This is a genomic window from Bartonella sp. HY328, from assembly GCF_025449335.1.
GTDB lineage: Bacteria > Pseudomonadota > Alphaproteobacteria > Rhizobiales > Rhizobiaceae > HY038.
The window spans coordinates 49,305-73,586 of record NZ_CP104883.1 but is presented as its reverse complement, the minus strand read 5'-3'; the positions used below and the strand labels follow the sequence as shown (position 1 = coordinate 73,586).

Here is a 24,282-nt window from a genome sequence, read left to right as displayed (position 1 = left end):
CATGACAATTGAGCATAAGCACCATATCCATTCATTCCAATTAGGGTAGATCTAAATCATGAGCGATTTGAAATTTGGTACAAGCGGTTTACGTGGCTTGGTTGAGGAGCTTGATGATGAAATTTGCCAGCGTTATACAATTGCATTTTTAAGATTTTTGCGCAAATGTGATTGTTCAAATAAGGATGGTACCTTATTGGTTGGCCGTGACTTGCGACAAAGCAGCCAACGTATTGCTAATGCGGTGATGGCGGCTGCTATTGCAGAGGGCTATAAAGTCAAAAATTATGGTCGATTGCCAACCCCAGCGCTGGCATTATCCGCTCTTTATGAGCAAAGCCCGGCCATAATGGTGACAGGTAGTCATATTCCTGAAGATCGCAATGGTTTGAAATTCTATCGGCCCGATGGTGAAATCACCAAGGTTGATGAACAGGGAATTTTAAATTGTTTACCTCTACATGCTCCCTATGATGATTTTGAAATTTTACCCTATAGCTCGCTTACGGCGCTTGATCGCTACCGCCAACGGGCTTTTTCGGTTCTTCCCTTTGCTAGCCTTTCATCAATGCGCATTGGCGTTTATCAACATAGCTCGGTTGCCCGTGATATTATGGTGGATATTATCGCCGAGCTTGGAGCGGAGGTAATTCCGCTGCATCGCGCTGAATATTTTATCCCAGTTGATACAGAAGCCTTGCGCCAAGAAGACCGTGATATAGCCAAAAAAGCCGCCAAGGAGTATGATCTTGATGCGCTTATTTCCACCGATGGCGATGGTGACCGACCATTGCTTGCCGATGGTGATGGTAATTTCTTGCGTGGTGATATTCTTGGCATGCTGACGGCAAAATTTTTAAATGCCGATGCGGTGGTGACACCGGTCACTTCAACATCACTCGTAGAAACCTCTAACTGGTTTTCTCATGTTTACCGCAGTAAAGTTGGTTCGCCCTATGTAATTGCCGATATGAATGAGGCTGAACAAGATGGCTCATCAATGATTGTTGGTTTTGAGGCTAATGGCGGTGTATTGCTTGGCAGTGATGCGGCATTAGAAAATGGTGTTTTACCGGCATTGCCAACCCGCGATGCATTATTGCCGATTCTTTGTGTTCTAGGTCTAGCACAAATGAATAATTTGCCGATTAATGCGCTTTGTGAGGAATTGCCATTGCGCTTTACCTCTAGCAGCCGTGTGCAAGGTGTGCCAAGTGAAAAAACCGAAAAATTTCTTGTCCTTCTTTCCAACGGAATTGAACGTATTCGCTTTTTTAAACCCTTTGGCACAGTTAAAAGCTGGGATGCAATTGATGGTTTGCGGGTTATTTTGCAAAATGGCGAGATTATTCATTTTCGTGCTTCTGGCAATGCGCCGGAACTGCGTTGCTATAGTGAAGCGGCAAGCCAGCAGCGTGCCGACCAACTGGTTGCAGAAGGCTTAGAATGCGCATTGGCAGAATTATCATAAGGATAAAAATGTTACGCAAATAAAAAGGCACAGATTACTCTGTGCCTTTTTATTTTTGCATTTGCTTTGTTAATTATTTTAACAAAGGCGACCAAGCTGGGTCAGATGCGTCATTTGGGGTTGGTAATTGACGTTCATTGCGGCCAGAAACATCGATTGTGTAAAGCTTTGCACCTCTGCCCTGATCTTGACGGAAGAACATGATTACACGACCATTTGGCGACCAAGTAGGGCCTTCATTATGGAAGCCACTGGTCAATATACGCTCATCAGTACCATCAGGACGCATAACACCGATGGAAAATTGCCCCTGCAATTGCTTAGTAAAAGCAATATAATCGCCGCGTGGCGACCAAACAGGGGTTGAATAGCTACCATCACCAAAAGAAATCGGTTTTTGATCGCTGCCATCAGCATTCATCACATAAAGTTTTGGCTTTCCAGAACGGTCAGAACCAAAAACAATCTTGCTACCATCGGGCGAGTAAGATGCCGAAGTATCAATCGCCAAGGTTGACGTAAGGCGCGTTGTCATATGTGAGCGCAAATCCATGACATAAAGATTGGAACTACCATTATCTTGCAAAAGACTCATGACAACCTTTTGTCCATCGGGTGCAAAACGTGGTGCAATGGTCATATTGCTAAAAGGAACTGGCTCTCTTTGTCCGCTTTCAATTTGCTGCAAATAGACCCTTGGCATATTATCTCTGCCATAGGCCATATAGGTAATTTCTTGCTGAGTTGGCGAAAAGCGCGGTGTTAAAACGAGCTCTTGTCCGGTAGATAAATAGCTGACATTAGCGCCATCTTGATCCATAATAGCAAGACGTTTAACGCGTTTATTACGTGGTCCTGTTTCATCAATAAACACGATACGTGTGTCAAAATAGCCGCTTTCACCAGTCATTTTTTCATAAATAATGTCAGCAATCTGGTGGGCAATGCGGCGTTTTGATGCTGTTGTTACAACCGAGGATATAAAATACCGCCCCTCTAGCTGATCTTGTTTGAATACATCCCAAAGGCGGAAGTCCACACGCAATTGGCCATTGGGCTGGGTGGTAACACGGCCGGTAACAAGACCTTGCGCACCTATCTGTTGCCAATCATTATAACGAGGAATCGCATCAGGATTGGTAATGCGTTCTAAAAATGCCGTTTGATCAAGCGGCTGAAAAAGACCTGAACGGTCAAGATCGGCTGCAATGATTTGGCTAATTTCTGCACCTGTTTGGTCGCCCGATAAAAAATCAGTGATTGCAATGGGAATCGGCTTAAACTGGTTAGCCGTTACATCCACAACAAGCTGCGCTTGGCCCGGTCTAATCAATGCTACCAGCGTGCCAAACATCAAACAAACGATAAACAGGGAATGTCGTGTAAGACGAAACATGTTCGAACCGAACCTTTCAAGAAAAAATAGTTTTGTTAGCTATATCAATAATATCTTTTTGTTTGTTTAATGGCACAAAATTTTTTTGATTATTTGGTGCATTTTCTTTTTGAAAAAAACAACACAAAAGGCGAATTATAATAAAAGCATATATACTCTATAAATGTGGCTTTTGAAATGAGAAGAAGCTATTGCGAAAAATAAAACAAATGCACTTCAAACTGTAATTTAAAAACGCTAGCTATAAATTTTGCCTTACATATAAGGTAATATCGTAACATTTAAATAGATAATTTAATTAATTAAACAAACCAGTTTGCAAATTTAATAGTCCAATCTATGATCGGGGCAACAATAAGAAAAATATTGTATAAAGGGAGGAGGAATGTCGAATTATATATTTTTAATCCCAATGATTAAAAAGCGTTTAGGATTATTTCTCCTACTTCTTACTATTGTGTGTATGGGTAAGGCTGCATTGATCTTGCCACCTATTATATTGGGAAAAATTGTTGATGCCATTACTAATCCGATAGGTTTTAATGTCGCTGCACAATATATTTGGCTTTTGCTCTTTGCTTTTGCGGCTTTAGTGCAGGTATTCCTTACCCCTTTGCAGGCTGTGGTGCTTACGAAATTTGTACAAATGGCGGTGCGAGATGCATCGGTTAATTGGACACATGCTTTGCTTGGTAAGGAATTTTCATTATTTAATACAACACGGCTTGGTCTATTAATCAAAGGCTTTGAAAGAGGCATAGCGGCCCATGAAAAATTGTTATATTATGTTATTATCACTATTTTACCATTGATCATTCAATTGTTTATAATGATAGGGCTTGTTACTGTAGTTGGTGGTATCAAGATATTGTTTTTTACGCTTATTGGTTGCGTTATATATGTCATCATCACCCATTATATTATTGTTTGGCGTCGTGCTCACATTGATGATGTCAATGATTGTGAAGATAGTTTAGTTGGCGAATTGGCAACACTTTTTGGTGCTGCAAAAACCGTAAAGCTTGAAAGAGCAACTCTAAGCGCCGCAAAGCCGCTTGAAAATGCTTTTAACCGCTATGTCACATCTTCGGTCAAAGCGGCCTTTTCGGGTTCATTTTTAACTTTAAATCAATCGCTTAGCATTGCCCTTGCTACCGGCTTTATGCTTTTGTCTGCAGTATTAGATCAAGCATCGACAACGCCGCGTATGAGCGCAGGTGATCTTGTCATTGTTTTTTCAGCTCTAACATTACTTTTTACGACTGTTAGCCAAATTGGGGATGCCTATCGCTTTGCAGACCAATTTTCCTCAGATCGACAATATTTAGCAAAATTGTTAAATGAGCCAGACTTTACTCGTAAAGGCTTAGAGAATAGCGACATTGTTGAAAAAATAACCAGCCTTAGATTAAATCATGGAATTATCTCTAACTTTGATGGCGCGCCTATCACCATAGATCAGGACTTATGCTTTAAATGTGGTGAAAAGGTCGCGATTATTGGCGAAAGCGGTTCAGGGAAAACAACATTATTGGAAGCCTTGGCTGGTCTTGATACAAATATAAATTCCCGTTTATTTCTTAATGATAAAGCAATCAGCCAATATAGCGATGATCAGCATTTATCCTTTATTCGCTATAATCCTCAACAAGCGCAATTTCTTGAAGGCAATATTCATCATGCGGTATTCTTTGGACAAAATGCTAGTCATCTTTCGATGGCATTCCATCAATTGCGGTTAAATCACTTTCTAACCGATAGTAATCGCCATTTAAGCGAGGGTGCAAAAAATATATCTGGTGGCGAAGCAAGGCGGCTAACGCTATTAAGGCTATTGCGTAATCCTGGTATTTTCAATTTGTTTGATGAACCGACATCCTCATTGGATCCTGCCTTGGCTGGTCCTGTCTGGGATACAATATTTGAATATGTTGGTGAAAATGGTCTTATCGTTGCAACTCATGATCTACAAAATCTTTATCGTTTTGATCGCATCATTGTTATGGAAAAAGGTAAATTGATTGTAGATGGTTTAATCGGTGACGTTATGAAAGATAATTACGAAAAAGTGATACACCACCTAGGCAATAAAATTGGTTAAACTTACTTAAACATTGCTGAGTATTTTAAAATACTCAGTCTAGTCTAGTTATAAAATCTTGCGTAGAAATTACCATTGCATGTCTTGGGAAATGCTTTTTGATTAAAATATCATGCATATCAAGATCGCCATCGGTGCAAGCATCTTCAATTACCGTCAAGCCATAATCAAGATCAAAGGCTTGGTTAAAGGTAGATAAAACAACATGCGAAGTTGCAACGCCAGCAAGCACCAGTTCTTCAATATTATTGGCCCGCAAAATCATATCAAAATCACTACCTGAAAATGCGCTAATGCGATGTTTGCCAACAATAGGTTCGTTATTTTGTGGCGCAAGCGGCGCGTAGATCATCATCTCGTCACTGCCGGGAATAACTCGCTTATTGGCTTTAATATCACCAAACATAACATTGCGTGAACTGATTTCAGGATAACCTTGGCGAAAACTAACATTAACATGGATAACCAAAACACCGGCTTGGCGTGCCCATTGAAGTAGCTTTGCAGCATTTGTCGTTACATGTGCCGCTTGCTCTGGCGAAATAAAATTCTCTAAAATAAAATTTTGGAAATCCATCAAGATTAAAGCGGTCTTTTTAGGATCAATAACTTTGTTTTCCATAGCTGCCTTCTTTATCTTCTAACTATTTATAGATATCTAATTCGCAAATTTATATAAAAATAAATAAAATTTTAAGTTACTGCATTTTTTCAAGCGCGCTATCTAGTCCTTTAATAAGCGCATCAATGCCACCATTATCGGTAAAGGTCTTGGCGACCAACTCATTGGTGCCACCCTTAGTGGAATGGTCAATTTCCAGTTGTTTATAGTCAATTTGTTGCCGTGATTGCGCTTCATGGGCTAGGCTTGCAAATAATTTACTGATAAATTGCGTTGAAATATTTTCATTAATGCCCTGATCAATCAACCATTGATTTGCACTGCCAGCAAAACGATAATAGCTGCCCATAAGTGAGCCTGCAATCATGAAAATTTTCAATTCTTCTTCATTGGCAAGGCTGAGTGCGCCACCAATCTTGGCAAAAATTCCTTCAACTTCCTGATCTTTTGGAAATATTGGCGTGGCGCTTTGATGATCCACTACGAATGGTAACGGCACCGCGCGAAGAATGGCACCCTTATGCCCACTCCAAGCGGCAATATCATCAATTGACGCGGTTGCAATAAAGCTAACAAGTTTTTGCTGCGGTTTAAATTGTAATTGTTTAAGCAAGTCTTGCGCGTCTTGCACCCGTAAAGCAATAAAAATAATATCCGATTGGTCTATCACCGCTTGATTGTCACATGCCACATGCACAAGGCTTGGAAAATCTGTGGCAAGTCTAGCGGATATAGATTGCGAGCGTGGTGACACAATGATTGATTTAACCGCCCCTTTAGATTTATCAATGCTTGATTTGGTAATATCCGATTTAGCAAGGCCGCGGATAATGGCATCAGAAATCGTGCCAGTGCCTAAAAAACCAATATTCATCTGTCGCCTCCACCTTATAAACTCAATATGATTAAGCCAATATTATGAAAAGGCTTATCATCTATCGAATGGCAAAACTGCTATCTAGGGCCTGACTCTAATGTATTTTTAGTATTAAAAAAGTAAAGGGGCAGAATTGCCCCTTTTAAATATGTTTAAATGTCAAATATGCTGGTGTACGGTTTTCACGTATCGCCTTTGCTTCATAGCGTGTGCCGGGCCAAGCCTCATAGGGTGTATGCCAATCACTGGCATTATCCGCTACCCATTCAAAACCACCATGCTCGCGGCAATGTAATAATGTCCAATTAATATAGGTATCAATATCACTTGCAAAACGAAACAATGCGCCCTTTTTTAAAACACGGGCAAAACGCTGCAAATTTTTCTCATTCACAAAACGGCGCTTCCAATGTTTTTTCTTAGGCCAAGGATCTGGATAAAATAAATCAATGCCATCAAGTGATTGGTCAGGCAGCCAGTCAAGCAGTGCGGTTGCGTCATCATTATAAAGGCGTAATGAGGACTGCAAATCGGGCAATTCATCAAGACCTGCTAATAGCTTTGCCATGCCGTTGACGAACGGCTCCACCCCAATAAAGCCGGTATTAGGGAAACGACCAGCCTCATGCAATAAATGCTCGCCGCCACCAAAACCAATTTCAAGGCGTACAGCTTCAACTGGCTTTGCAAATAATTCTTTTAGCGATTGTGGCGCTGGTTGCTCAAGGTTTACCAATAGCTGCGGCAAAAGATCTGTTTGCCGCTTAATTTGATTGTCCCGTAGGGGCTTGCCTTGACGGCGGCCATAAAAAGCCTCGCTCATACGGGTTCTATGTGGTGTTTTATCCGATTGCATTACTGAATTGCTGCCTTTAATGCCTTGCCAAGATCGGTTTTTTCCCAAGAAAATGAACCATCGCGGCCAGGTTTACGTCCAAAATGCCCATAGGCTGAAGTTTTGGCATAGATGGGACGATTAAGATCAAGATGTTTACGAATACCGGTTGGGCTAAGATCCATCACCGCGCGAATTGCTGCTTCAACCTGCGCCTCGGAAACCTTGCCCGTTTCGTGAAGGTCAACATAAATTGAAAGCGGCTGGGCAACGCCAATCGCATATGAAATCTGGATAGTGCAACGGTCAGATAGACCAGCAGCAACGACATTCTTAGCAAGATAGCGTGCGGCATAGGCAGCAGAACGGTCAACTTTGGTGGTATCCTTACCAGAAAAAGCACCCCCGCCATGAGGGGCTGCCCCGCCATAAGTATCAACAATAATCTTGCGACCCGTAAGGCCAGCATCGCCGTCAGGCCCGCCAATAACAAATTTACCCGTTGGATTAATATACCAATTGCAATTGTCAGAAATTTTAATGTCATGTAAAGCGCTGCGAATGTAGGGTTCAACCACTTCACGCACCTTTTTTGAATCCCAATTGGCATCAAGATGTTGAGTCGATAGGACGATTGAAACTACCTCTGTTGGTTTGCCATCAATATAGCGCACCGTTACCTGACTTTTAGCATCTGGCCCCAATAGTCTAGCTTCGCCATCGCCCTTATGGCGGGCAGTGGCAATTTCTTCCAAAATTTTATGGGCATAATAAATGGGTGCTGGCATTAAATCTTCGGTTTCGCGGCAAGCATAACCAAACATAATACCTTGGTCGCCAGCACCTTCTTCACCTTGACGGTCAGCCGCATTATCAACACCTTGGGCAATATCAGCTGATTGCGAATGGAGTAGCACATCAATACGGCAGGTTTTCCAATGAAAACCCTCTTGCTCATAGCCAATTTCTTTAATGGCACGGCGCGCCGCCGCACGAAAACGCGATGGATTGATTTGCGGATTGCCTTGCTCATCAGCAACTAAATTGCCCTGCTTATCTTTTTTCAAAAATGTATCAGGTACGCGAACTTCGCCTGCAATGATAACACGGTTAGTGGTTGCCATGGTTTCACATGCAATACGAACACTCCACGGATCGGTGCTAGTTTTTCGCGCTTCTTTATAAATCATGTCAACAATTTCATCAGAAATACGGTCACAAACCTTATCAGGATGGCCTTCTGAAACGGATTCACTAGTAAAAAGATAAGAATGACGGTGCACGGGAAACCCCTCTAGAAAGATAATATTTGCAATTTAATCCTAAACTTTGCAATGACACTGATGGTGACACTTTATGGTAACTAGTGCTAGTGACAATGGATAGTTTAGTAAAAACTTAAACATTTAATAACATATGCCGCATTTTTTGCCACATATTTTTGCTATTTGCTGTTTGTGCCAACAATATTTAGTGTCGTCAATGTTGTTTTCCAATATCCCAACAAAAACTACATAATTTTAAACCTAATCCAATAAAAGACCAGTTAAAAATAATAAGCGAAATGTTGAGAGGCAATCTATAAATCACTATAAATTATAACAAGACATAGCATCTTTTATTAAGCCAAAATTTTAAATAATAGTCAAAGTAATATAATCTGTAAATGACGCATGGATTGGCTTAAAGTGGTTTAATCAAATCACTAATTGGGGCGCTAAGGTGATAGCTAAAACCATTTGGCGCATAATCAAGTTTTGCTTCACCGTTCAAGCTTGCGGGCAATAAGCGTTCCACTAATTTTGCCCCAAAGCCTTTGCGGGTTGGTTGTTTAGTAATTTCAGGCCCACCAATTTCGTGCCATGCAAAATGAAATCTGCCATCATCAAAATCCCATGTAATTTCCACTCGTCCTTGTTCAATCGATAAAGCACCATATTTTACTGCATTGGTTGCAAATTCATGCAATGCCAACGACATGGAAAGCGCCGCCTCACTATCAAGAGCAGCTTTGGGGCCATTACAGGTAAAGCGATTGGTTAGGCCAATATTGCCCTCAAGACAATTGACAATAATCTCATGCAAATTAATACTGGAGGAAGCTCCATGGATTAATATATCTTGTGCATCAGCAAGAGCTTTTATGCGTGCAGTTAAAATATGGCGTGCTTCTTCAATGTTCGTGGCATTATTTAAGCTTTGATTGCAAATACTTTGCACCATAGCCAAGGTATTTTTAACCCGATGGGCTAATTCCTGCGCTAACATTTCTCTTTTATCTTGGGCAAGCCGCCTTGCAGTTACATCTTGAATAACGCCAAGGATCGGGCGATGCCCTTGCATTTCACCAATATCAGTTGGTGCTTTTTCTGCGCGAAAAGCAATCCAACGCCTTTCATTATTGTCACTGCGTTGAATTTGAATTTCCAGCGATACTAAATTATCATCTGGCGGATTAAGCATCTGGCTGGCAATATAAGAAACATCGGTAACGATTACATCTAAAAATTCTTCAATTGCAAGTTCTGGCTTAATTTCAAGTCCTAATAGTTCCATAAATTTGGGTGTAGCAAGAATAATACCTCGATCCACATCAATGGAAAAAGACCCAATGCCACCGGCCTCCTGCGCAAGATGGGCACGTTCCTCACTTAAGCGGAGTGCCTCTTGATGTTGCCGCTCGCTGGTTCTATCCCGGACAATTTTCAAAAACCCCCAAGGTGCGGCATTTTCATCTTGGAATAATTGCAAATCGCCCGATGCCCAAAATTTACTGCCATCTTTGCGTAAATGCCAGCGCTCAACTGGATCCAGCCGGTGTTGACGGGCCATTTCGCGCCGCTTGGCTGGCAATCCATCAACTTGATCTTCATGCGTGAAAAGCGTGTCTAACGATTTGCCTATAATTTCTTCTTCGCGCCAACCAAATAAATTATGCGCGCCAGCACTCCAACTATCAATAATTCCATTCATATCAGTGGTTAATATGGCATAATCTAAAGCATTTTCAAGAATAAGCCTATCACGCCATTGGGTTCTAGCTGCGCGTTCCATATATATTCCAACATATTAATGATTAACTATCTCATTTAAGCAATCGCGATCAAATATAATTCATTTATATCAAAAACTACAATAATTCAAATCAAAGAATTACAAATAAAACTTTATTATTAACTACTTTGATATCAGATATTAATCTCGCAACCACTTAAGCGATGATAACGCATGAATATGCATCGAAGTTCCATAGCTTAGGGGCAAAACTTATTATTTAAAATGAGGTTTGGCATTTCTCGTTAAGGAGCAAAACGATTGTGGTCTAAAGCACGTAAAAATAGTTCGCTGTTAAGTAGCGTTTATGGTGTTGCTTGCGCCTCAATTGCAAGAGCATGAACTTTATCAGCGAGCTCGTCTTTTAATACATCGTTAATGGCACGATGTTGCTCTACCCGTTTCATGCCGACAAATTCACTTGAAGTAATTTTTATTCTAAAATGTGTTTCACCTTCACCATCAAAAGAGCTACCGTCGTCATGACTATGACCAGCATGTAATGCACTTTCATTGATAACTTCTAAATGCTGAGGCGTAAAAACGGCGCGCAATTTTTTTTCCATTATTTCTTTAATCGTGCTGGACATAATTATTTTCCCAAACCATATCGTAGCTATTGCAGTTTTTTTATAATTGGTTAAAATCGCCAATCCAAATATGAAACTGCAACGCTTTCAGTTTAATTAAGTTTAAAAGTTTAATTTAAACCCCATATATAGCGTAGTATCTTTTATTAAAAAGGACAAAATCATTGTTTGATCGTGTTTTCTTGAAAGGGCATTAGTTTGCCTTGTATAAAGTTTGGTGCGATTTCATTCAATTGTCAAACATTATTACACTATAATCCATTCGGAATGACCTAAATATCATGGCAATTAATTCAAAATTCTTTGACTCTATACGCATTAGTTCAGGCAAAAAGGCAAAAGCCGAGCCTGAAACAATGAAATGCCAATGGGAAGGCTGTGAAAAGCCAGGCCCCCATCGTGCACCTGCTGGTCGTGGCCGTGAAGGGCAATTTTTACATTTTTGTATTGACCATGTACGAGAATATAATAAAAATTTTAATTATTTTTCCGACCTTAGCGACGCGGAAATTGCTAAGTTCCAAAAGGATGCTGCAACCGGCCACCGCCCGACAAGGAAAATAGGCTCTAACCGCACTACAGCCACTAAAACCTCGCAGGAATTTTCCAGCATTCGTTCAGGCTCCGCTGTTTCGCAAAAGCGCTTACGTAACCCTTATGGGCTGATTAATGAAAAGCGTGTTGAAGCGGCGCCTAAACGTAAATTGAAAGTGCTGGAAGCAAGAGCTTTTGCCACATTAGAGCTAAAAGAAATGGCAAGCAGTGATGAAATCAAATCGCAATATAAGATTTTGATCAAACGGCACCATCCTGATGCAAATGGCGGCGATCGTAGTTCTGAGGAGCGTTTCCGCGCAGTTTTGCAAGCCTATAACCAGCTTAAACAAGCAGGATTTTGCTAAGTTTTGCAAACTGTTTTGGTAAAAATTCATAAAAATATTCAATCAAGGCTATGCTTAAAACATAGGCTTGATTTTTTTATCGGTAAAATTGGCGGTAGAAACAGGCTTTGCTAAGGAGCTGTCACGGTTGTGTCATAAAATTGCACTAAATAGACAGACATTATTCATTTAAAACTCGGATATATTATGATCATGGCGAGCAATGAGAATTTGGCCAAAAATTCAGAAAAATTATTGCATGAGCGCTATGCTCTTGCGCTGCAATTGGCAAAAAGCGCTGGCAACCTCGCCTTAGATTATTTCAATAATCGTGATCAATTAATTATTGAAACCAAGCAAAATCCGCAAGATTTGGTTTCAATGGCTGATCGCAATGTTGAAAAACATATTCAGGATGCAATTTATCGACATTTTCCCGAAGATGCATTTTTGGGCGAAGAAAGTGGCATTAGCGACCATCAATCAGAATTCCTTTGGGTAATCGATCCTATAGATGGCACAGCACCTTTTTTAGCAGGAATTGGTGATTGGTGTGTTTCCATCGCGGTTTTATATCAGGGCAAACCAGCAATTGGCGTTATTTATGTACCGTGTAAAAGCGAGCTTTATCGCGCAATGATCGGTGATGGTGCCTTTTTAAATGAAAAACCAATTGGGGTGACCGAACATAATACTATTGCTAATGGACTTACGGGCTTTGGCTGTAATCATCATATTTCGACAGAGCGCAAGATTGATATTTTACAAAATCTTTTAGCCGCTGGTAGCAATTTTTATCGTAATGCGTCAGGCGCATTGATGATTGCCTATGTCGCGGCAGGCCGTCTTGTAGGCTATGTTGAACCCTATATGCATTTATGGGATTGTGCGGCAGGATTTTGTCTTGTGCAAGAGGCTGGTGGCAAGATTATGCCGTTCCCAACCGATCGTGAAAATCTTAAAAAAGGGCATCCAGTTCTTGTTGCCGCGCCTCATAATTATGATCAATTGAAAAAAATTGCCAGTTTTTAAAGTTTTTGGCACCAGAGGCTGCTTGGTCAAATATGCAAAATAAATAAAGCCGTTTTAGGTTTTTTAAAACTAAAACGGCTTTATCTTCTAATTTTTTGGGGATTATCTAGCGCGATTATTAGACCAATTTTTTAAACAAACATTGGTACAAGAGACCTTGCAATCAATTCTTGTAAAAAAAAGATTATAAAAAAGATAACAATTGGTGAAATATCGATAGGCCCAAGATCCGGCAAAATACGCCTAATCGGCGCCAGCAAAGGTTCGGTTGCCGTATAAAGAAAATTACCAATTACACCGAAGATCTGATTGCGCGGATTAATAATATTCATCGCAAAAAGCCAAGAAAAAATTATTCTGCCTATAATGAGCAGCCAAACAAAGTCTAATATATAACTTATAGTCGAAAAAAAGGCAATCATTCATCTCTCCTAGACTAAAGCACTTTAATGGAAATTGCCGATATGCTTTAGTTTTCGTATTCGGTCGCATTTTTGCGAAACTATTGTGATCGCTAGATTTAGTGACTAAATCCAATTTCGGCAAGACCTTAAAAGGAGCCTTGCGTATAAATTAAAAGGCAAATCCAATCTAAGCGGATGGATTTGCCTAAAACTCTTAAATTATATGCCTATTGGGTTAATACTCACTGGCATTGGTCAATTGTGCTATATCGTTATCACTCAATTTGAGTGAGGTGGCTTTGACAAGACTTGCCAATTGCTCAAGGCTGGTAGCGCTCGCAATAGGTGCCGTCACTGTCTTTTGTGCAATAATCCACGCAAGTGCCACTTCAGCATTGGTCGCATTATGTGCTTTTGATACGGTGTCCAGCACATCAAGAATATGCAGTCCACGTTCATTTACATATTTTTCAACCATGCGTTGGCGCGCTTTGCCCTCAACATCCTTGGGGCTGCGATATTTGCCTGAAAGAAAACCAGATGCAAGACTAAAATAGGTGATGACACCCAAATCTTCTTGGCTACAAAGATTGGCAAGTTCGCCTTCAAAACCGCTGCGATCATAAAGATTATATTCAGGTTCAACCACCTGATAAGTTGGTAAGTTCAAGGATTTTGCTGTATCCAGCGCGCTTTTCAAAAGTTTTGCATCATAATTCGAGCAACCAATGGCACGCACTTTACCAGATTTGATAAGGTCTTCATAGGCACGTAATGTTTCTTCATGGCTGGTTGCTGGATCTGGCCAATGGGATAAATAGACATCAATTGTTTCACATTGTAAGCGCCTTAAAGAATCTTCAGCCGCTTGTTTTATCCAACGCGCCGATAGCCCTTTTTTACCAGGCTCCAACATATCCGAACCGACTTTGGTAATAATAACAACTTTTTCGCGCTTTTCGGGATGTTGCTTAAGCCACTTGCCGATGATGGTTTCGGATTCACCGCCCTTATTGCCCGGTGCCCAAGTTGAATAGGCATCTGCTGTATCGATTGCATTTAAGCCTGCATCAATAAAAGCATCAAGTAAATTAAAAGAGTGTTTTTCATCAACAGTCCAGCCAAAAACATTAGCACCAAAAACTAAAGGCGCAATGTTAAACCCAGTTTTTCCTAATGCACGGTATTCCATAATTTGTTCCTTACATAAAAATTGTTTAACAAGCTTATAGGAAATTTCGTATGATTTTTGTTATTATCTGGCAAAAACCATTTAAACTAAGACAAACGCTGCATCAAAAGCCTAGCAAATATTTATGGTAAATCAATTCATTAATTTATGTCAAAAACCCATATATGAATAGACGCATATTTTTTGCTATGCTTTAAGCCATACAGCGAGTAATATCTAATCATTATAAAATAACTTACCAATAACACTATCGTTATTTAAATGAGATTTGGCAATTTATGGGGGATTTATGTTGTCTTTTTTGAAAATTGTGCATCAAAACCGAACCAAAAATAGAAGCGTTTTGGCACTATTACCGATAATAGGGCTGCCATTTTTGTGTGGTTGTACTGCTAAAGCTACAGCGTGGAGCGAAAAAATTGCTTTTTCGCAGCCCTCGATGCCAACACAATGCGGTGGATGGCAAAAGCTTGAGATTAAAAATAGTACGCGGTATTATTTACTGGAAAAAGACCAGCGTCTCCTTGTCGATCTCGATGCTCATAATTTGCGGGGTAAACAAATAGGCTGTTGGCAATAGCAGTTTTTAAAAAAGCAATCCAAATTTCATTTTCGCGCAAAGGGTTGGCACGCAATGTATCTTGATATTCACTCTTTGCAGATGTTTTATGAATCGCCTTTAGGTAAAAAGGTGCAGCAAAACTTAAAATACGCCCTGCAACCGCATATTCCAATCCGTAATGATGAACGGATTATGGGGCTTGGTTATTGCGTTCCTTATCTGGCCCCTTTTCGCCTGAAATGTGATTGCTGTTTTGCCTTTATGCCAGCACGGCAAGGCGCTTCAACTTGGCCAGAAAGCCAAAATGTTGCAACAGCTTTAGTCTTTGAAGAAGATTTGCCCCTTGCTGACGGATGTCTTGATAGGATCATTCTTGTGCATGCCCTAGAGCAGACTGAAAACGCCACCGAAACCTTACGTGAATTATGGCGGGTTTTAGCTCCCAATGGCAAGCTTATCATCATTGCACCAAACCGGCGTGGCTTTTGGGCAGGTTCTGATGCAACGCCCTTTGGTTCTGGTGAACCCTATAGTCGTGGTCAATTAAATCAAATTGTGACCAATGCCGGTTTTACCTGTCAATCACTTAGCGAAACATTGCATTTTTTACCGCAGAAAAATTTAAATATTCGCCGTTTTTCCGTGCTATTTGAAAAAATGCAAAAGCGTTTTTTTCCTTATTTCGGCGGAGTTCTCGTTCTTGAGGCAACAAAACAATTTAATCAAGGCATACCACTATTAAAACGTAATTCACGCCGAATATTTTCACCTGTTTTTACCCCCCAAACATTGACACGGGGAGAACAGCATTTAAAACAATAAAAAAGACCTATCTGATCGATCATGAAATCAGATAGGCCAAGTGGTTAGCTTGATTATAGCTAACGGGGATTGGTGAAATTCTTAACGCAAATGTTGTGGTGCAATTTTAGCAACATTGATGCGATTGTGATTAGCAGCTTTTGCTTCTGATTGTTCAGGCACAATAGTGATTGAAATGTTTAAGCCAGCAGAAGCAGTGCGGCCACCTGTTGCGCCAGCACTACCAGTTGCACCACCAGCACTCATTGAGCGAGCTTGGCTATTTGCTGCAGCCAATTGGCCTGAAAGCTTGTTGGTTTCAACCCAACCTTTTTGGTTGCCAGCAGTTACATAGCACCAAGCTGAATTACAAACACCAACATTAACTTGTGTCCCCTTAGCAATATTGCTTGTTACAGCTGCACTTGATGCAGGTGCATTATGCAATGATAAAGCAGGGGCTGAAATTGTGGTTGCTTGTGCGCAAAGTGCGCCGCTAATAACTGCGATTGCTAGAGTTGAAGCAGCGATGATTGATTTTGCAAAACGGTTCATGATCTTTATCCTTAAATTTTTATGGAAGAACCGCTCAAACCCATGAATTTAAACAAAGCTTCTTTATTCGCGAAAACTCGTTTCGCGCTTAAATGCTTTAAATTTTGACAAGGTTAGATCGTTAACGGGAAAGGCTTTTGGCTTCCGTTTATTAAATTCTTCCAGGGTTGTTTGGTTAATTGTTTGAGCTGCCTTTTTAGTTAAGGTTGGCTTTTTTGCCATTTGTCAGCGTTCTTGCAATCATAACGGCTTAGCCGGCAAAAGGTTCCAAAAAAAAGTTTACAAAAAGTAAATATTTTTTTATTTTTATTATAAGGTATTGATAAGAAACAATAATATTAATTTTAAAAATTTTTCTTTTGTAGAACCACAACACCCAATGATGGTACTAAGGCAATATTATTGACACGGCGCGCTAAACTTCAATATTTAAAAACTCATTACTCTCAAGTATCGCAAATTGCTTTAAATCTAAAGCACGTGTTGCCAGAGCATCGAAATGACGAATAGCTTGGTTAAAATTTTCATCAAAAGTAAAAATTAGTTTGTAATTCGCATTGGCTAGACCACCGTTTTAAGCCGATCGTCTAAGCATAAGGCTTGCTTTAAGCAATGTTTGGTCTTTTTGCTTTAATTGATCTTTACGCTTGGCGTGTTCTTTTAGCTTAGATGGTTCTTGCCAATCTTCAGTATCAAACAAATCCATAAGTTTTTGCATGGCAATTTGTGCAATCAGCGCATAATCTTGTGCAACGGTTGTAAGGGGTGGTGATGTATATCGCGCAAGCGGATGGTCATCATGGCCAGCAATGCGTAATTCGCTGCTCGGTAAACCATGCCCCACCTTAATGCCCATTTCCCATGCAGCATGCAAAGCGCCAAAAGCAATGCGATCATTAGCACATAATATTGTATTGGTTGGTAGGCCGTTTTTTACATTTTTTATTGTTTGCTCATAACCAAATTTTTCAAATTCCCAGCTATTTGAGTTATCAACCGGCAATATAAGAGGTTTAAAACCGTTGCGTATCATCGCTTCTTCATAAGCATCACGGCGTGATATTGAATTAGCATTCACCCCCGGCATACCCAAAAAGCATGGTGGTTCCCCTGATCGGCATAAATAATCAATGATAAGACCAAAGCTTTGGCGGTTATCAGTACCAACAAAGGGTACATCACTTTCTTCCTTACTATCCACATAAACAAGGGGAATGCGATCAGCTAAAGAGTTTAATTTATCTTGGCTTGCCGAATGGGCTATTGGTGCAATGATTGCACCAGCAATATGCATGGATTGCAATCGTTCAATCGCATCAGATTGTCTTGATACTTGCCCTTGCGAGCTCAAGACAACCGCAAAATAGCCATTTTTTTCGGCAATTTCTTCAATTTTGCGGGTAAGCTCCATATAAAATGGATCAAGCGTATCTGGAATAATAACGCCTAAAATTTTAGTGCGCCGGCGCTTTAAGTTAACCGCAAATAGATTAGGGCGAAAATCAAATTCCGTTAAAGCGTTTTCAATGAGTACGCGCGTTGAATTTCTAATCGATGTTGGATCATTAAAATATTTCGATACTGTTGGGCGTGATAATCCGATATGGCTAGCAAACTCTTCCATTGTACGAATTTCAGGTATCGAATTTATCTTTTTCATTTTTAATCTTTTACCCAACAAAAAGCGTTATCTTTTATTTTTATGCAAATACCTTCAGGCGTTTTAATCTTAAAAAAACATGTCTGGCTTTCACTATTCCTTTAAACAAAGCCAGACAATGTCCTTAATTTTATGCTATTTAAGCTTGCCAGCAAGCAGCAATATAATCATTAATTGCTTTTTCAATGCTTGCAAACACCAAAGCCTTGGCATTAGCTGGCAGGCGTTGGCTACGCACATCATGATAAAGGCCGCCAAGATATTGCCCGATAAGAGTTTCTGGCAATGTGACATTGTCAAATAACTCCAAGAGTTCTGCAACCGCACGATTAGCTTTTTCATCAGGCCAATAATAGCGGATACGGTCGCTATAAGAAAAGTGGCGCTGCAAGGCCAATTCATGTTGATCACCGTGATAATAGCGATCCCAATTGGCAGGGGAGCCGAGCATCACCTCTTCCATAGTCTGGCGTAAAGTCTTTTGACGCCGCCCTGCAAAAAGCTCTTCGGCAATCATATCAAGACCATATAGAGTTTCACGCATAACAAAAGTAAGGCCGGGGCCAACTTTTAAAATGCCAAATCCATCATTAACTAAAGCCGTTAAAGCGGCGCGGGTTTGATAATCAGTTGAATGCGCCTCAAATACAATATTCGGCATAAGCGGCAATGCTGAACAAAGAGTGACTGCAGCTTGCGGATCATAATCAATGACATTGTGATTGCCAAACTCAACGCCGGGCTGCACAACAAGGCCGATGACCCGTGAAAAAGCATCTTCTAAGCCATGGGCTATAAATGCCTGCTTATGAATATCATAGGTTGTAAGGGCGGCATCCTTGTTCGTTACTTCAAGCCCTTCAATCTCTTCTAAAGCACCACCAGGCACTGGCACTTCAGTCCCAATAATGTAAACAGGGGCAATTGAGCCCTCAGCTCTTGCTTCTTCCGCAGCCTTGGCAAGTCGTGCGGCACGCAATGCAATAATATTATCATCAAGTGCTAAAGGTTCGTTAAGGCAGCCCATGGAACAATCCAAATGCAACTTGGTAAAACCAGCAGCTGAATAAGCGCGGATCATGACTTCAGCTTTATCCATAGCTTCTTCTGCGGTTAAATTTTTCCACGGATTAGGTCCAAGGTGATCACCACCAAAGATTAAACGCTCAACTGGAAAGTTGCAGTTTTGGGCAATATCTCGCACGAATTTTTTATAATCTTGTGGTGTCATGCCAGTATAGCCACCATCTTGATTAACTTGATTGCAGGTTGCTTCAATCAATAGTGGCAACGGCGTTGGCATGGTTGCACGCATTGCCGCCTCAATAACCATGGGGTGTGCTGTGCAAATAGACGGTATGCCAGATGGCCCCGATTGCTGACGCCAATTTGAAATAGATTGCAGAGGATTTTTAGTCATAGAATATCCTTTTACGAGTGCAGTTTTAACAAATTTTTGTCCAAATGATCAAAGTGCTTTTTGTGCAATAAAGCGCTCAAGATCGGCAAGGGTTGACGTTCCCTCCATAGGGCCAATTTCGCTAACCGCACGCGCACCAGCAGCATTGGCAAAATCAAGCGCTTGTTGCGGATCGGTATTTTTGAGCCAAAAACTCAAAAATGCCCCGCCAAAACAATCACCTGCGCCAGTTGGATCTTTTTCCTCAACCTTAAAAGCTTGCGCGTCAAACCGCTTGCCATTTTCATAAAGGCTCGCCCCTTGGTCGCCACGCTTCACCACAATGGTTTTAATGCCACGCGCCAATAAATGATTGATCGCTTCTTCTTCATTGCCAGCATTTTCAAATAAGAAAATTTCCTCGCCTGACGGCATAAAAAGATCAGTGATAGATAAGATAAATTCGCAAGATTGTTTAAGACCGGGGGTATTCAATAATTCAGGGCGCAAATTGGGATCAAAGGAAATTGTGCCCCCCTTTTGTTTTATTGCCTTTGCAGCTTCAATAACCATAGTGCCAAGTTCGGGCGCTGAAAAAGCCGACCCCATAACATGAAGATGATCGCAATCCTTAATCATATCCTTAGCGCTTTGAGTGGTGTTTAAAGTGCCACATGCACTATAGCGGATATTATAAACAAAAGCGCGACTGCCATCCTCGCGATAGCGCACAAAAGCACTACCGGTTGACTCACCTTGGGCAATCTCAATAGCCGAAACATCAACGCCATCAGCTTTTAATCGATCGATATTGACGCGGCCAAAATCATCATCTCCAACACGAGAAATAATCGCGCATGGTGTATCCAATTTGCCAACTTGATCGATAAAAATAGCTGGTGCACCCGATGGAAATGGTCCAATAAGCGGCTGTGCATCTAAAAATCCATCACCTTTGGTGGTGGCAACAATCTCGACTAAAATTTCGCCGATGGTTAAAACCTTACCCATGATTAGCCTCTTTTTCTTTTTGCTCTTACATCAAGCCAAACAGCAAGAAGGATAACTAAACCCTTGGCAATGATTTGATAAAATTGAGGTACCGATAACATATTCATACCATTATTCATGACGCCTATGATCAATGCACCAATTAATGTGCCAACCATGGTACCAACACCGCCCGAAAGACTGGTGCCGCCAAGAACTGCGGCAGCAATAGCGTCAAGCTCATAGCCTGATGCAGCATTGGTTTGTGCCGAACTCACTCGTGCCGCCAATAAAATGCCAGCAATGGCTGCCATAAGCCCAGACAACATGAATATTTGGATTTTTAAGCGGTCAACCTTGATACCTGAGTATAAAGCAGCTTCCTTATTACCGCCAGTTAGATAAGTACGCCGCCCGAATGTGGTTTTGGTAAGAAGAATATGATTAACGAGAAAAAGAACAATAACAATCCATATAATAATCGGTAGACCCAACCATTCGCCTTTACTAATAGCTTTCCATGTTGGATCTATTATTAGTTGGGATGAACCATTCGTTGGCAAATTAACCAGACCGCGATAAATCCCCATTGTTGCAACGGTCACGATAAAGGAAGGTAATAGTAGTTTTGCAGTTAAGGCTCCATTGATAAAACCCATTATTATCCCTGCAAGTAAGGTAATAATGATTGCCGGCACAAATCCATAACCAAGAGCCAGTATTTGCGCACCAACCATGCCAGCAACCGCAATAATCGAACCGATAGATAGATCTATTTCACCAAGCAAAATAACCCAAGTCATACCAAAAGCTGCAATAGCAACTACTGCAACCTGCTGTATGATGTTGGTTATATTGTTTAAAGTTGCAAAGCGACCTTTGGTACATAAGCTAAAAAAGATACAAAGAATGATCAGAGCCAATAAAATGCCAGCATAGCGCCGAATAGAATTTCTTAATTCACTGTTTTGTATTTTTAGGAGTTGTGCGGACTGTTTCATTTTACTATTCCTGTGGCAACCGTTCCGGTAGCAAAAGCCATAACATTTTGTGGAGTCATATTCGTACCATTGAGTATGGCAGTAATGCCCCCTTCAGTCATAACGATGAGGCGATCAGCAAGGCCCAAAACTTCGGGTAATTCAGAAGAAACAAGAATTATTGCTGTTCCTTCATCTGCTAATTGTCTAATAATTTTATAGATTTCAAATTTGGCGCCAACATCAACACCGCGCGTTGGCTCATCTAAAATGAGAACCTTAGGATGGGTTAAAAGCCATTTAGCAAATACGATTTTTTGTTGATTGCCACCTGATAAAGTATTAACTGCTGCATCTAAGCTATCAGTTTTTATTCTAAATCGGTCAACTTCTTGGTTTGCGGCTTTTTTTTCGGTCGCAAAATTCATGAAGCCTAAATTATTGGTAAATCCTTTAAGCGAAGCCATAGAAATATTATGCATAACATTCGCGTTTAGGATCAAACCTTCCTCTTTGCGGTTTTCGGTTACAAAGCCAATACCGGCAGCGATAGCTTCCGCAGCATTCTTGAAATTAACTGGCTTGCCGTCCAAGCATATAGTCCCACTTGCCTTTTTCATGCCAAATATGGCATTCATCACTTCAGAGCGACCAGAACCAACTAGACCAAAAAAGCCTAATATTTCACCTGGGCGAATATCAAAAGATACATCTTGAAATTCATCTTTAAATGATAGTTTTTCTACCTCTAAAATTGGAGACAATTTCTCAAAATCAGGGCTAGAAAGGGCAGGGGGATAGATTTCATCCATTTTTCGCCCCACCATCATTGCAATTAATTCATCAATATTGGTATCATGACGACGCTTGGTTTCGATATATTCGCCATCGCGAACAACCGTTATATCATCAGATAAACGCATGATTTCTTCCATGCGATGAGAAATATAAATGATAGCCGTTCCGCGTTCTTTTAAACGGTCGATCAGTGAAAATAAGATTTCGGCTTCTGAATCTGAGAGTGATGATGTCGGCTCATCAAGAATAAGAACTTTAGCTGGTTTACTTAATCCCTTGGCAATTTCAACCAATTGGCGCTGGGCAATTGAAAGGTCACCAACTTTGTCTTTGGCACGTATTGGTAGCCCTAAATAGGCGATTAACTCATCAGCCTCTTTGCTCAACTGCCTGTCATTAATGAAGCCAAAACGTTGTGGCTCATGGGTTGCAAAAATATTTTCAGCAACACTCATATTATTGCAAAGGCTTAACTCTTGAAAAACAATCGATAAGCCTTTAGCAACTGCTTCACGCGGGTTTTGGGGGCTATAGGGCTCACCATCAAAAATGATTTGCCCTGCCGTTTGCGGATGAACACCCGCAAGAATTTTCATTAAAGTTGATTTACCGGCACCGTTTTCACCCAATAGGGTATGCACAGTTCCTTGGCGTACAGTAAGTTGCATATTTTTAATAGCTTTTACTGGGCCAAAGTTCTTTTGAATATCCTTTAATGAAAGGATGATTTGATCTGTCCGGTCCATCATTTAACCTATTTTTGCTTTGTATAAACACCAGGAACGATTGGTTGTTCAGCAGGTACTTCTTCACCAGCAATAACTTTCACAGCCGTATCAATGGCAAGTTTGCCCATTTGGTCGGGAAACTGTTGGATCACACCCACCATCACAGGATCACTGTCAACCGCATCGCGAGCTTCTTTCATGCCATCAAAGCCGATAACAACGATTTTGTCTTTAAGATTAGCCGAATGAACTGCTGCCGCCGCCGCCAAAGCTGCATCATCACCAAAGCCAAAAATACCATTAATATCATCATTGGCCTGAAGCATATTTTGTGCGGCAGATAAAGCTTCAGCCCGTGTAACACCTGCTTGCTGAGCAACAATTTCAATCTCTGGATAATCTTCAAGCGCTTTTTTAAAGCCTTCGATACGATTTACAACCGATTGCACCATTGGATAATCTATAATGGCGACTTTGCCTTTGCCATCAAGAACCTTGGCCATTAATTCACCAGCTTTAACGCCGCCGGTATAATTATCGGTACCAATATGAGAAACAACATCACCTTGAGCAGCAGGAACATCTACGGTGATTACCTTAATGCCGGCATCTTCCGCTTTTTCAATGACAGCAAAAATACCTTGGCTGTCAACAGGAGAAATAATAATAACGTCAACGCCTTTGGTGATAAAATCTTCAACATCTGATAATTGCTTATTAAGATCTTGGTTGGCGATGCTTATGTCCAATGCGACATTTTTTTCCTTGGCTTCAGCTTTCATAGCATCCGCAAGTTCAATATAAAATGGATGCTGCTGGGTAAGGAGTGAAGCACCGATACCATCTGCAAAGGCATTTGACGTAAAGCAAGCAGTTGCACTTAACATCAATGTAAAAATTGTCTTTTTAATACCCATTTAAATCTCCATAATATTTGTATTAAAGGTATTTGTAACCACTAAACCATCCAAATTGTTGCACGGGTAAGTATAAGCACCCTTACCTATCAGATAGATCTTTCGAATTTTTTATAGGTGATGTTAGTAATGTAAGCGCATTTTATTTAAGCACTTGGTAGTCTTAGATATGTGCTTAATCTAATTTTTGGCAAAAATGCACTAGCAATAAACATCCTCCAACTCCTCTGTTGCATGTCAAAATAATCTAAGAATAAAATTTTACTCGTGTCAAATTTAAATTTTCATCAAAGAAGTTTTAAATCGGTTTAATGTAAAAATATTTTCAGATTTTTGGTTTTTTATGATTATTTTGGGGTGGTTGCCCTAAAATATCAGGCTTTTGGAGTGCAATAGCGTGAATCAGCTAAGATATTTTAGTTCAGCAAACATGATGG

Annotated in this window: 23 protein-coding genes; 6 read left to right on the top strand and 17 right to left on the bottom strand. The window is 40.6% G+C overall.

Annotated elements, in window-relative coordinates; translation table 11 throughout:
- The first annotated feature begins 58 nt into the window (after positions 1 to 58).
- A complete protein-coding gene (locus tag N5852_RS00255; protein WP_262098333.1) occupies positions 59 to 1,471 on the top strand; it encodes a phosphomannomutase in 1,413 nt (470 codons plus the stop codon).
- Between the two features lie 73 nt (positions 1,472 to 1,544).
- On the opposite strand, the gene tolB is transcribed toward N5852_RS00255, so the two are convergent.
- Positions 1,545 to 2,867: a Tol-Pal system beta propeller repeat protein TolB gene (gene tolB / locus N5852_RS00250; protein ID WP_410004221.1), complete on the bottom strand. Its 1,323-nt coding sequence runs from the start codon at positions 2,865 to 2,867 to the stop codon at positions 1,545 to 1,547.
- A 385-nt stretch (positions 2,868 to 3,252) separates the two neighbouring features.
- On the opposite strand from tolB, the gene N5852_RS00245 reads away from it, so the two are divergent.
- Positions 3,253 to 4,968 (top strand): ATP-binding cassette domain-containing protein, encoded by a 1,716-nt coding sequence (locus tag N5852_RS00245; RefSeq protein ID WP_262098332.1) that lies wholly within the window; start codon positions 3,253 to 3,255, stop codon positions 4,966 to 4,968.
- 34 nt (positions 4,969 to 5,002) lie between these two features.
- Here the strand turns inward: N5852_RS00245 and N5852_RS00240 are convergent, their stop codons facing one another.
- The 6 genes from N5852_RS00240 to N5852_RS00215 form a co-directional block, all read right to left on the bottom strand.
- A complete protein-coding gene (locus N5852_RS00240) occupies positions 5,003 to 5,590 on the bottom strand; it encodes a cysteine hydrolase family protein (protein ID WP_262098331.1) in 588 nt (195 codons plus the stop codon).
- Between the two features lie 76 nt (positions 5,591 to 5,666).
- Positions 5,667 to 6,464 carry a pyrroline-5-carboxylate reductase gene (locus N5852_RS00235; RefSeq protein ID WP_262098329.1) on the bottom strand — a complete coding sequence of 266 codons (798 nt, stop codon included), beginning with the start codon at positions 6,462 to 6,464 and terminating at the stop codon, positions 5,667 to 5,669.
- 145 nt (positions 6,465 to 6,609) lie between these two features.
- Entirely contained in the window at positions 6,610 to 7,323 is a 714-nt protein-coding gene (locus N5852_RS00230) for a tRNA (guanine(46)-N(7))-methyltransferase TrmB (RefSeq protein ID WP_262098328.1), read from the bottom strand.
- Positions 7,323 to 8,585 (bottom strand): methionine adenosyltransferase, encoded by a 1,263-nt coding sequence (metK, locus tag N5852_RS00225; RefSeq protein ID WP_262098327.1) that lies wholly within the window; start codon positions 8,583 to 8,585, stop codon positions 7,323 to 7,325. Before metK ends, N5852_RS00230 begins: the two co-directional genes overlap by 1 nt.
- 400 nt (positions 8,586 to 8,985) lie before the next feature.
- Complete coding sequence (locus N5852_RS00220) at positions 8,986 to 10,356, bottom strand: sensor histidine kinase (RefSeq protein ID WP_262098326.1); 1,371 nt, start codon at positions 10,354 to 10,356, stop codon at positions 8,986 to 8,988.
- A gap of 305 nt (positions 10,357 to 10,661) precedes the next feature.
- A complete protein-coding gene (locus N5852_RS00215) occupies positions 10,662 to 10,946 on the bottom strand; it encodes a BolA family protein (RefSeq protein ID WP_262098325.1) in 285 nt (94 codons plus the stop codon).
- Between the two features lie 281 nt (positions 10,947 to 11,227).
- Between N5852_RS00215 and N5852_RS00210 the strand changes: the two genes are divergently transcribed.
- Complete coding sequence (locus N5852_RS00210; RefSeq protein ID WP_262098323.1) at positions 11,228 to 11,848, top strand: J domain-containing protein; 621 nt, start codon at positions 11,228 to 11,230, stop codon at positions 11,846 to 11,848.
- A 210-nt stretch (positions 11,849 to 12,058) separates the two neighbouring features.
- The gene (locus N5852_RS00205; RefSeq protein WP_262099785.1) at positions 12,059 to 12,859 is read left to right on the top strand and encodes an inositol monophosphatase family protein; all 801 of its coding nucleotides are present in this window, start codon (positions 12,059 to 12,061) and stop codon (positions 12,857 to 12,859) included.
- Positions 12,860 to 12,990: 131 nt separating this feature from the next.
- Here N5852_RS00205 and N5852_RS00200 read toward each other — a convergent pair whose 3' ends face one another.
- Together N5852_RS00200 and N5852_RS00195 are read right to left on the bottom strand one after the other, a co-directional pair.
- A complete protein-coding gene (locus N5852_RS00200) occupies positions 12,991 to 13,281 on the bottom strand; it encodes a YggT family protein (RefSeq protein WP_262098322.1) in 291 nt (96 codons plus the stop codon).
- A 217-nt stretch (positions 13,282 to 13,498) separates the two neighbouring features.
- Positions 13,499 to 14,455 (bottom strand): aldo/keto reductase, encoded by a 957-nt coding sequence (locus N5852_RS00195; RefSeq protein ID WP_262098321.1) that lies wholly within the window; start codon positions 14,453 to 14,455, stop codon positions 13,499 to 13,501.
- 289 nt (positions 14,456 to 14,744) lie between these two features.
- On the opposite strand from N5852_RS00195, the gene N5852_RS00190 reads away from it, so the two are divergent.
- Both N5852_RS00190 and N5852_RS00185 read left to right on the top strand, forming a co-directional pair.
- Entirely contained in the window at positions 14,745 to 15,035 is a 291-nt protein-coding gene (locus N5852_RS00190) for a hypothetical protein (RefSeq protein WP_262098320.1), read from the top strand.
- A 54-nt stretch (positions 15,036 to 15,089) separates the two neighbouring features.
- Positions 15,090 to 15,839, top strand: coding sequence for a class I SAM-dependent methyltransferase (locus N5852_RS00185; protein WP_262098319.1), 750 nt, complete (start codon positions 15,090 to 15,092; stop codon positions 15,837 to 15,839).
- A gap of 81 nt (positions 15,840 to 15,920) precedes the next feature.
- Here N5852_RS00185 and N5852_RS00180 read toward each other — a convergent pair whose 3' ends face one another.
- The 8 genes from N5852_RS00180 to N5852_RS00145 form a co-directional block, all read right to left on the bottom strand.
- Entirely contained in the window at positions 15,921 to 16,373 is a 453-nt protein-coding gene (locus tag N5852_RS00180; RefSeq protein WP_262098194.1) for an SH3 domain-containing protein, read from the bottom strand.
- A gap of 63 nt (positions 16,374 to 16,436) precedes the next feature.
- On the bottom strand, positions 16,437 to 16,595 hold the full coding sequence (locus N5852_RS00175) for a hypothetical protein (protein WP_262098318.1): 159 nt from the start codon (positions 16,593 to 16,595) through the stop codon (positions 16,437 to 16,439).
- A gap of 352 nt (positions 16,596 to 16,947) precedes the next feature.
- Positions 16,948 to 17,997 carry a LacI family DNA-binding transcriptional regulator gene (locus N5852_RS00170; RefSeq protein WP_262099784.1) on the bottom strand — a complete coding sequence of 350 codons (1,050 nt, stop codon included), beginning with the start codon at positions 17,995 to 17,997 and terminating at the stop codon, positions 16,948 to 16,950.
- Between the two features lie 175 nt (positions 17,998 to 18,172).
- On the bottom strand, positions 18,173 to 19,453 hold the full coding sequence (locus N5852_RS00165; RefSeq protein ID WP_262098317.1) for a D-tagatose-bisphosphate aldolase, class II, non-catalytic subunit: 1,281 nt from the start codon (positions 19,451 to 19,453) through the stop codon (positions 18,173 to 18,175).
- 48 nt (positions 19,454 to 19,501) lie between these two features.
- On the bottom strand, positions 19,502 to 20,443 hold the full coding sequence (locus tag N5852_RS00160) for a tagatose kinase (RefSeq protein ID WP_262098316.1): 942 nt from the start codon (positions 20,441 to 20,443) through the stop codon (positions 19,502 to 19,504).
- Between the two features lie 2 nt (positions 20,444 to 20,445).
- Positions 20,446 to 21,423 (bottom strand): ABC transporter permease, encoded by a 978-nt coding sequence (locus N5852_RS00155; protein WP_262098315.1) that lies wholly within the window; start codon positions 21,421 to 21,423, stop codon positions 20,446 to 20,448.
- Complete coding sequence (locus tag N5852_RS00150; RefSeq protein WP_262098314.1) at positions 21,420 to 22,949, bottom strand: sugar ABC transporter ATP-binding protein; 1,530 nt, start codon at positions 22,947 to 22,949, stop codon at positions 21,420 to 21,422. Before N5852_RS00150 ends, N5852_RS00155 begins: the two co-directional genes overlap by 4 nt.
- Positions 22,950 to 22,954: 5 nt before the next feature.
- Positions 22,955 to 23,815 (bottom strand): substrate-binding domain-containing protein, encoded by an 861-nt coding sequence (locus N5852_RS00145; RefSeq protein WP_410004270.1) that lies wholly within the window; start codon positions 23,813 to 23,815, stop codon positions 22,955 to 22,957.
- Positions 23,816 to 24,282: the final 467 nt, after the last annotated feature.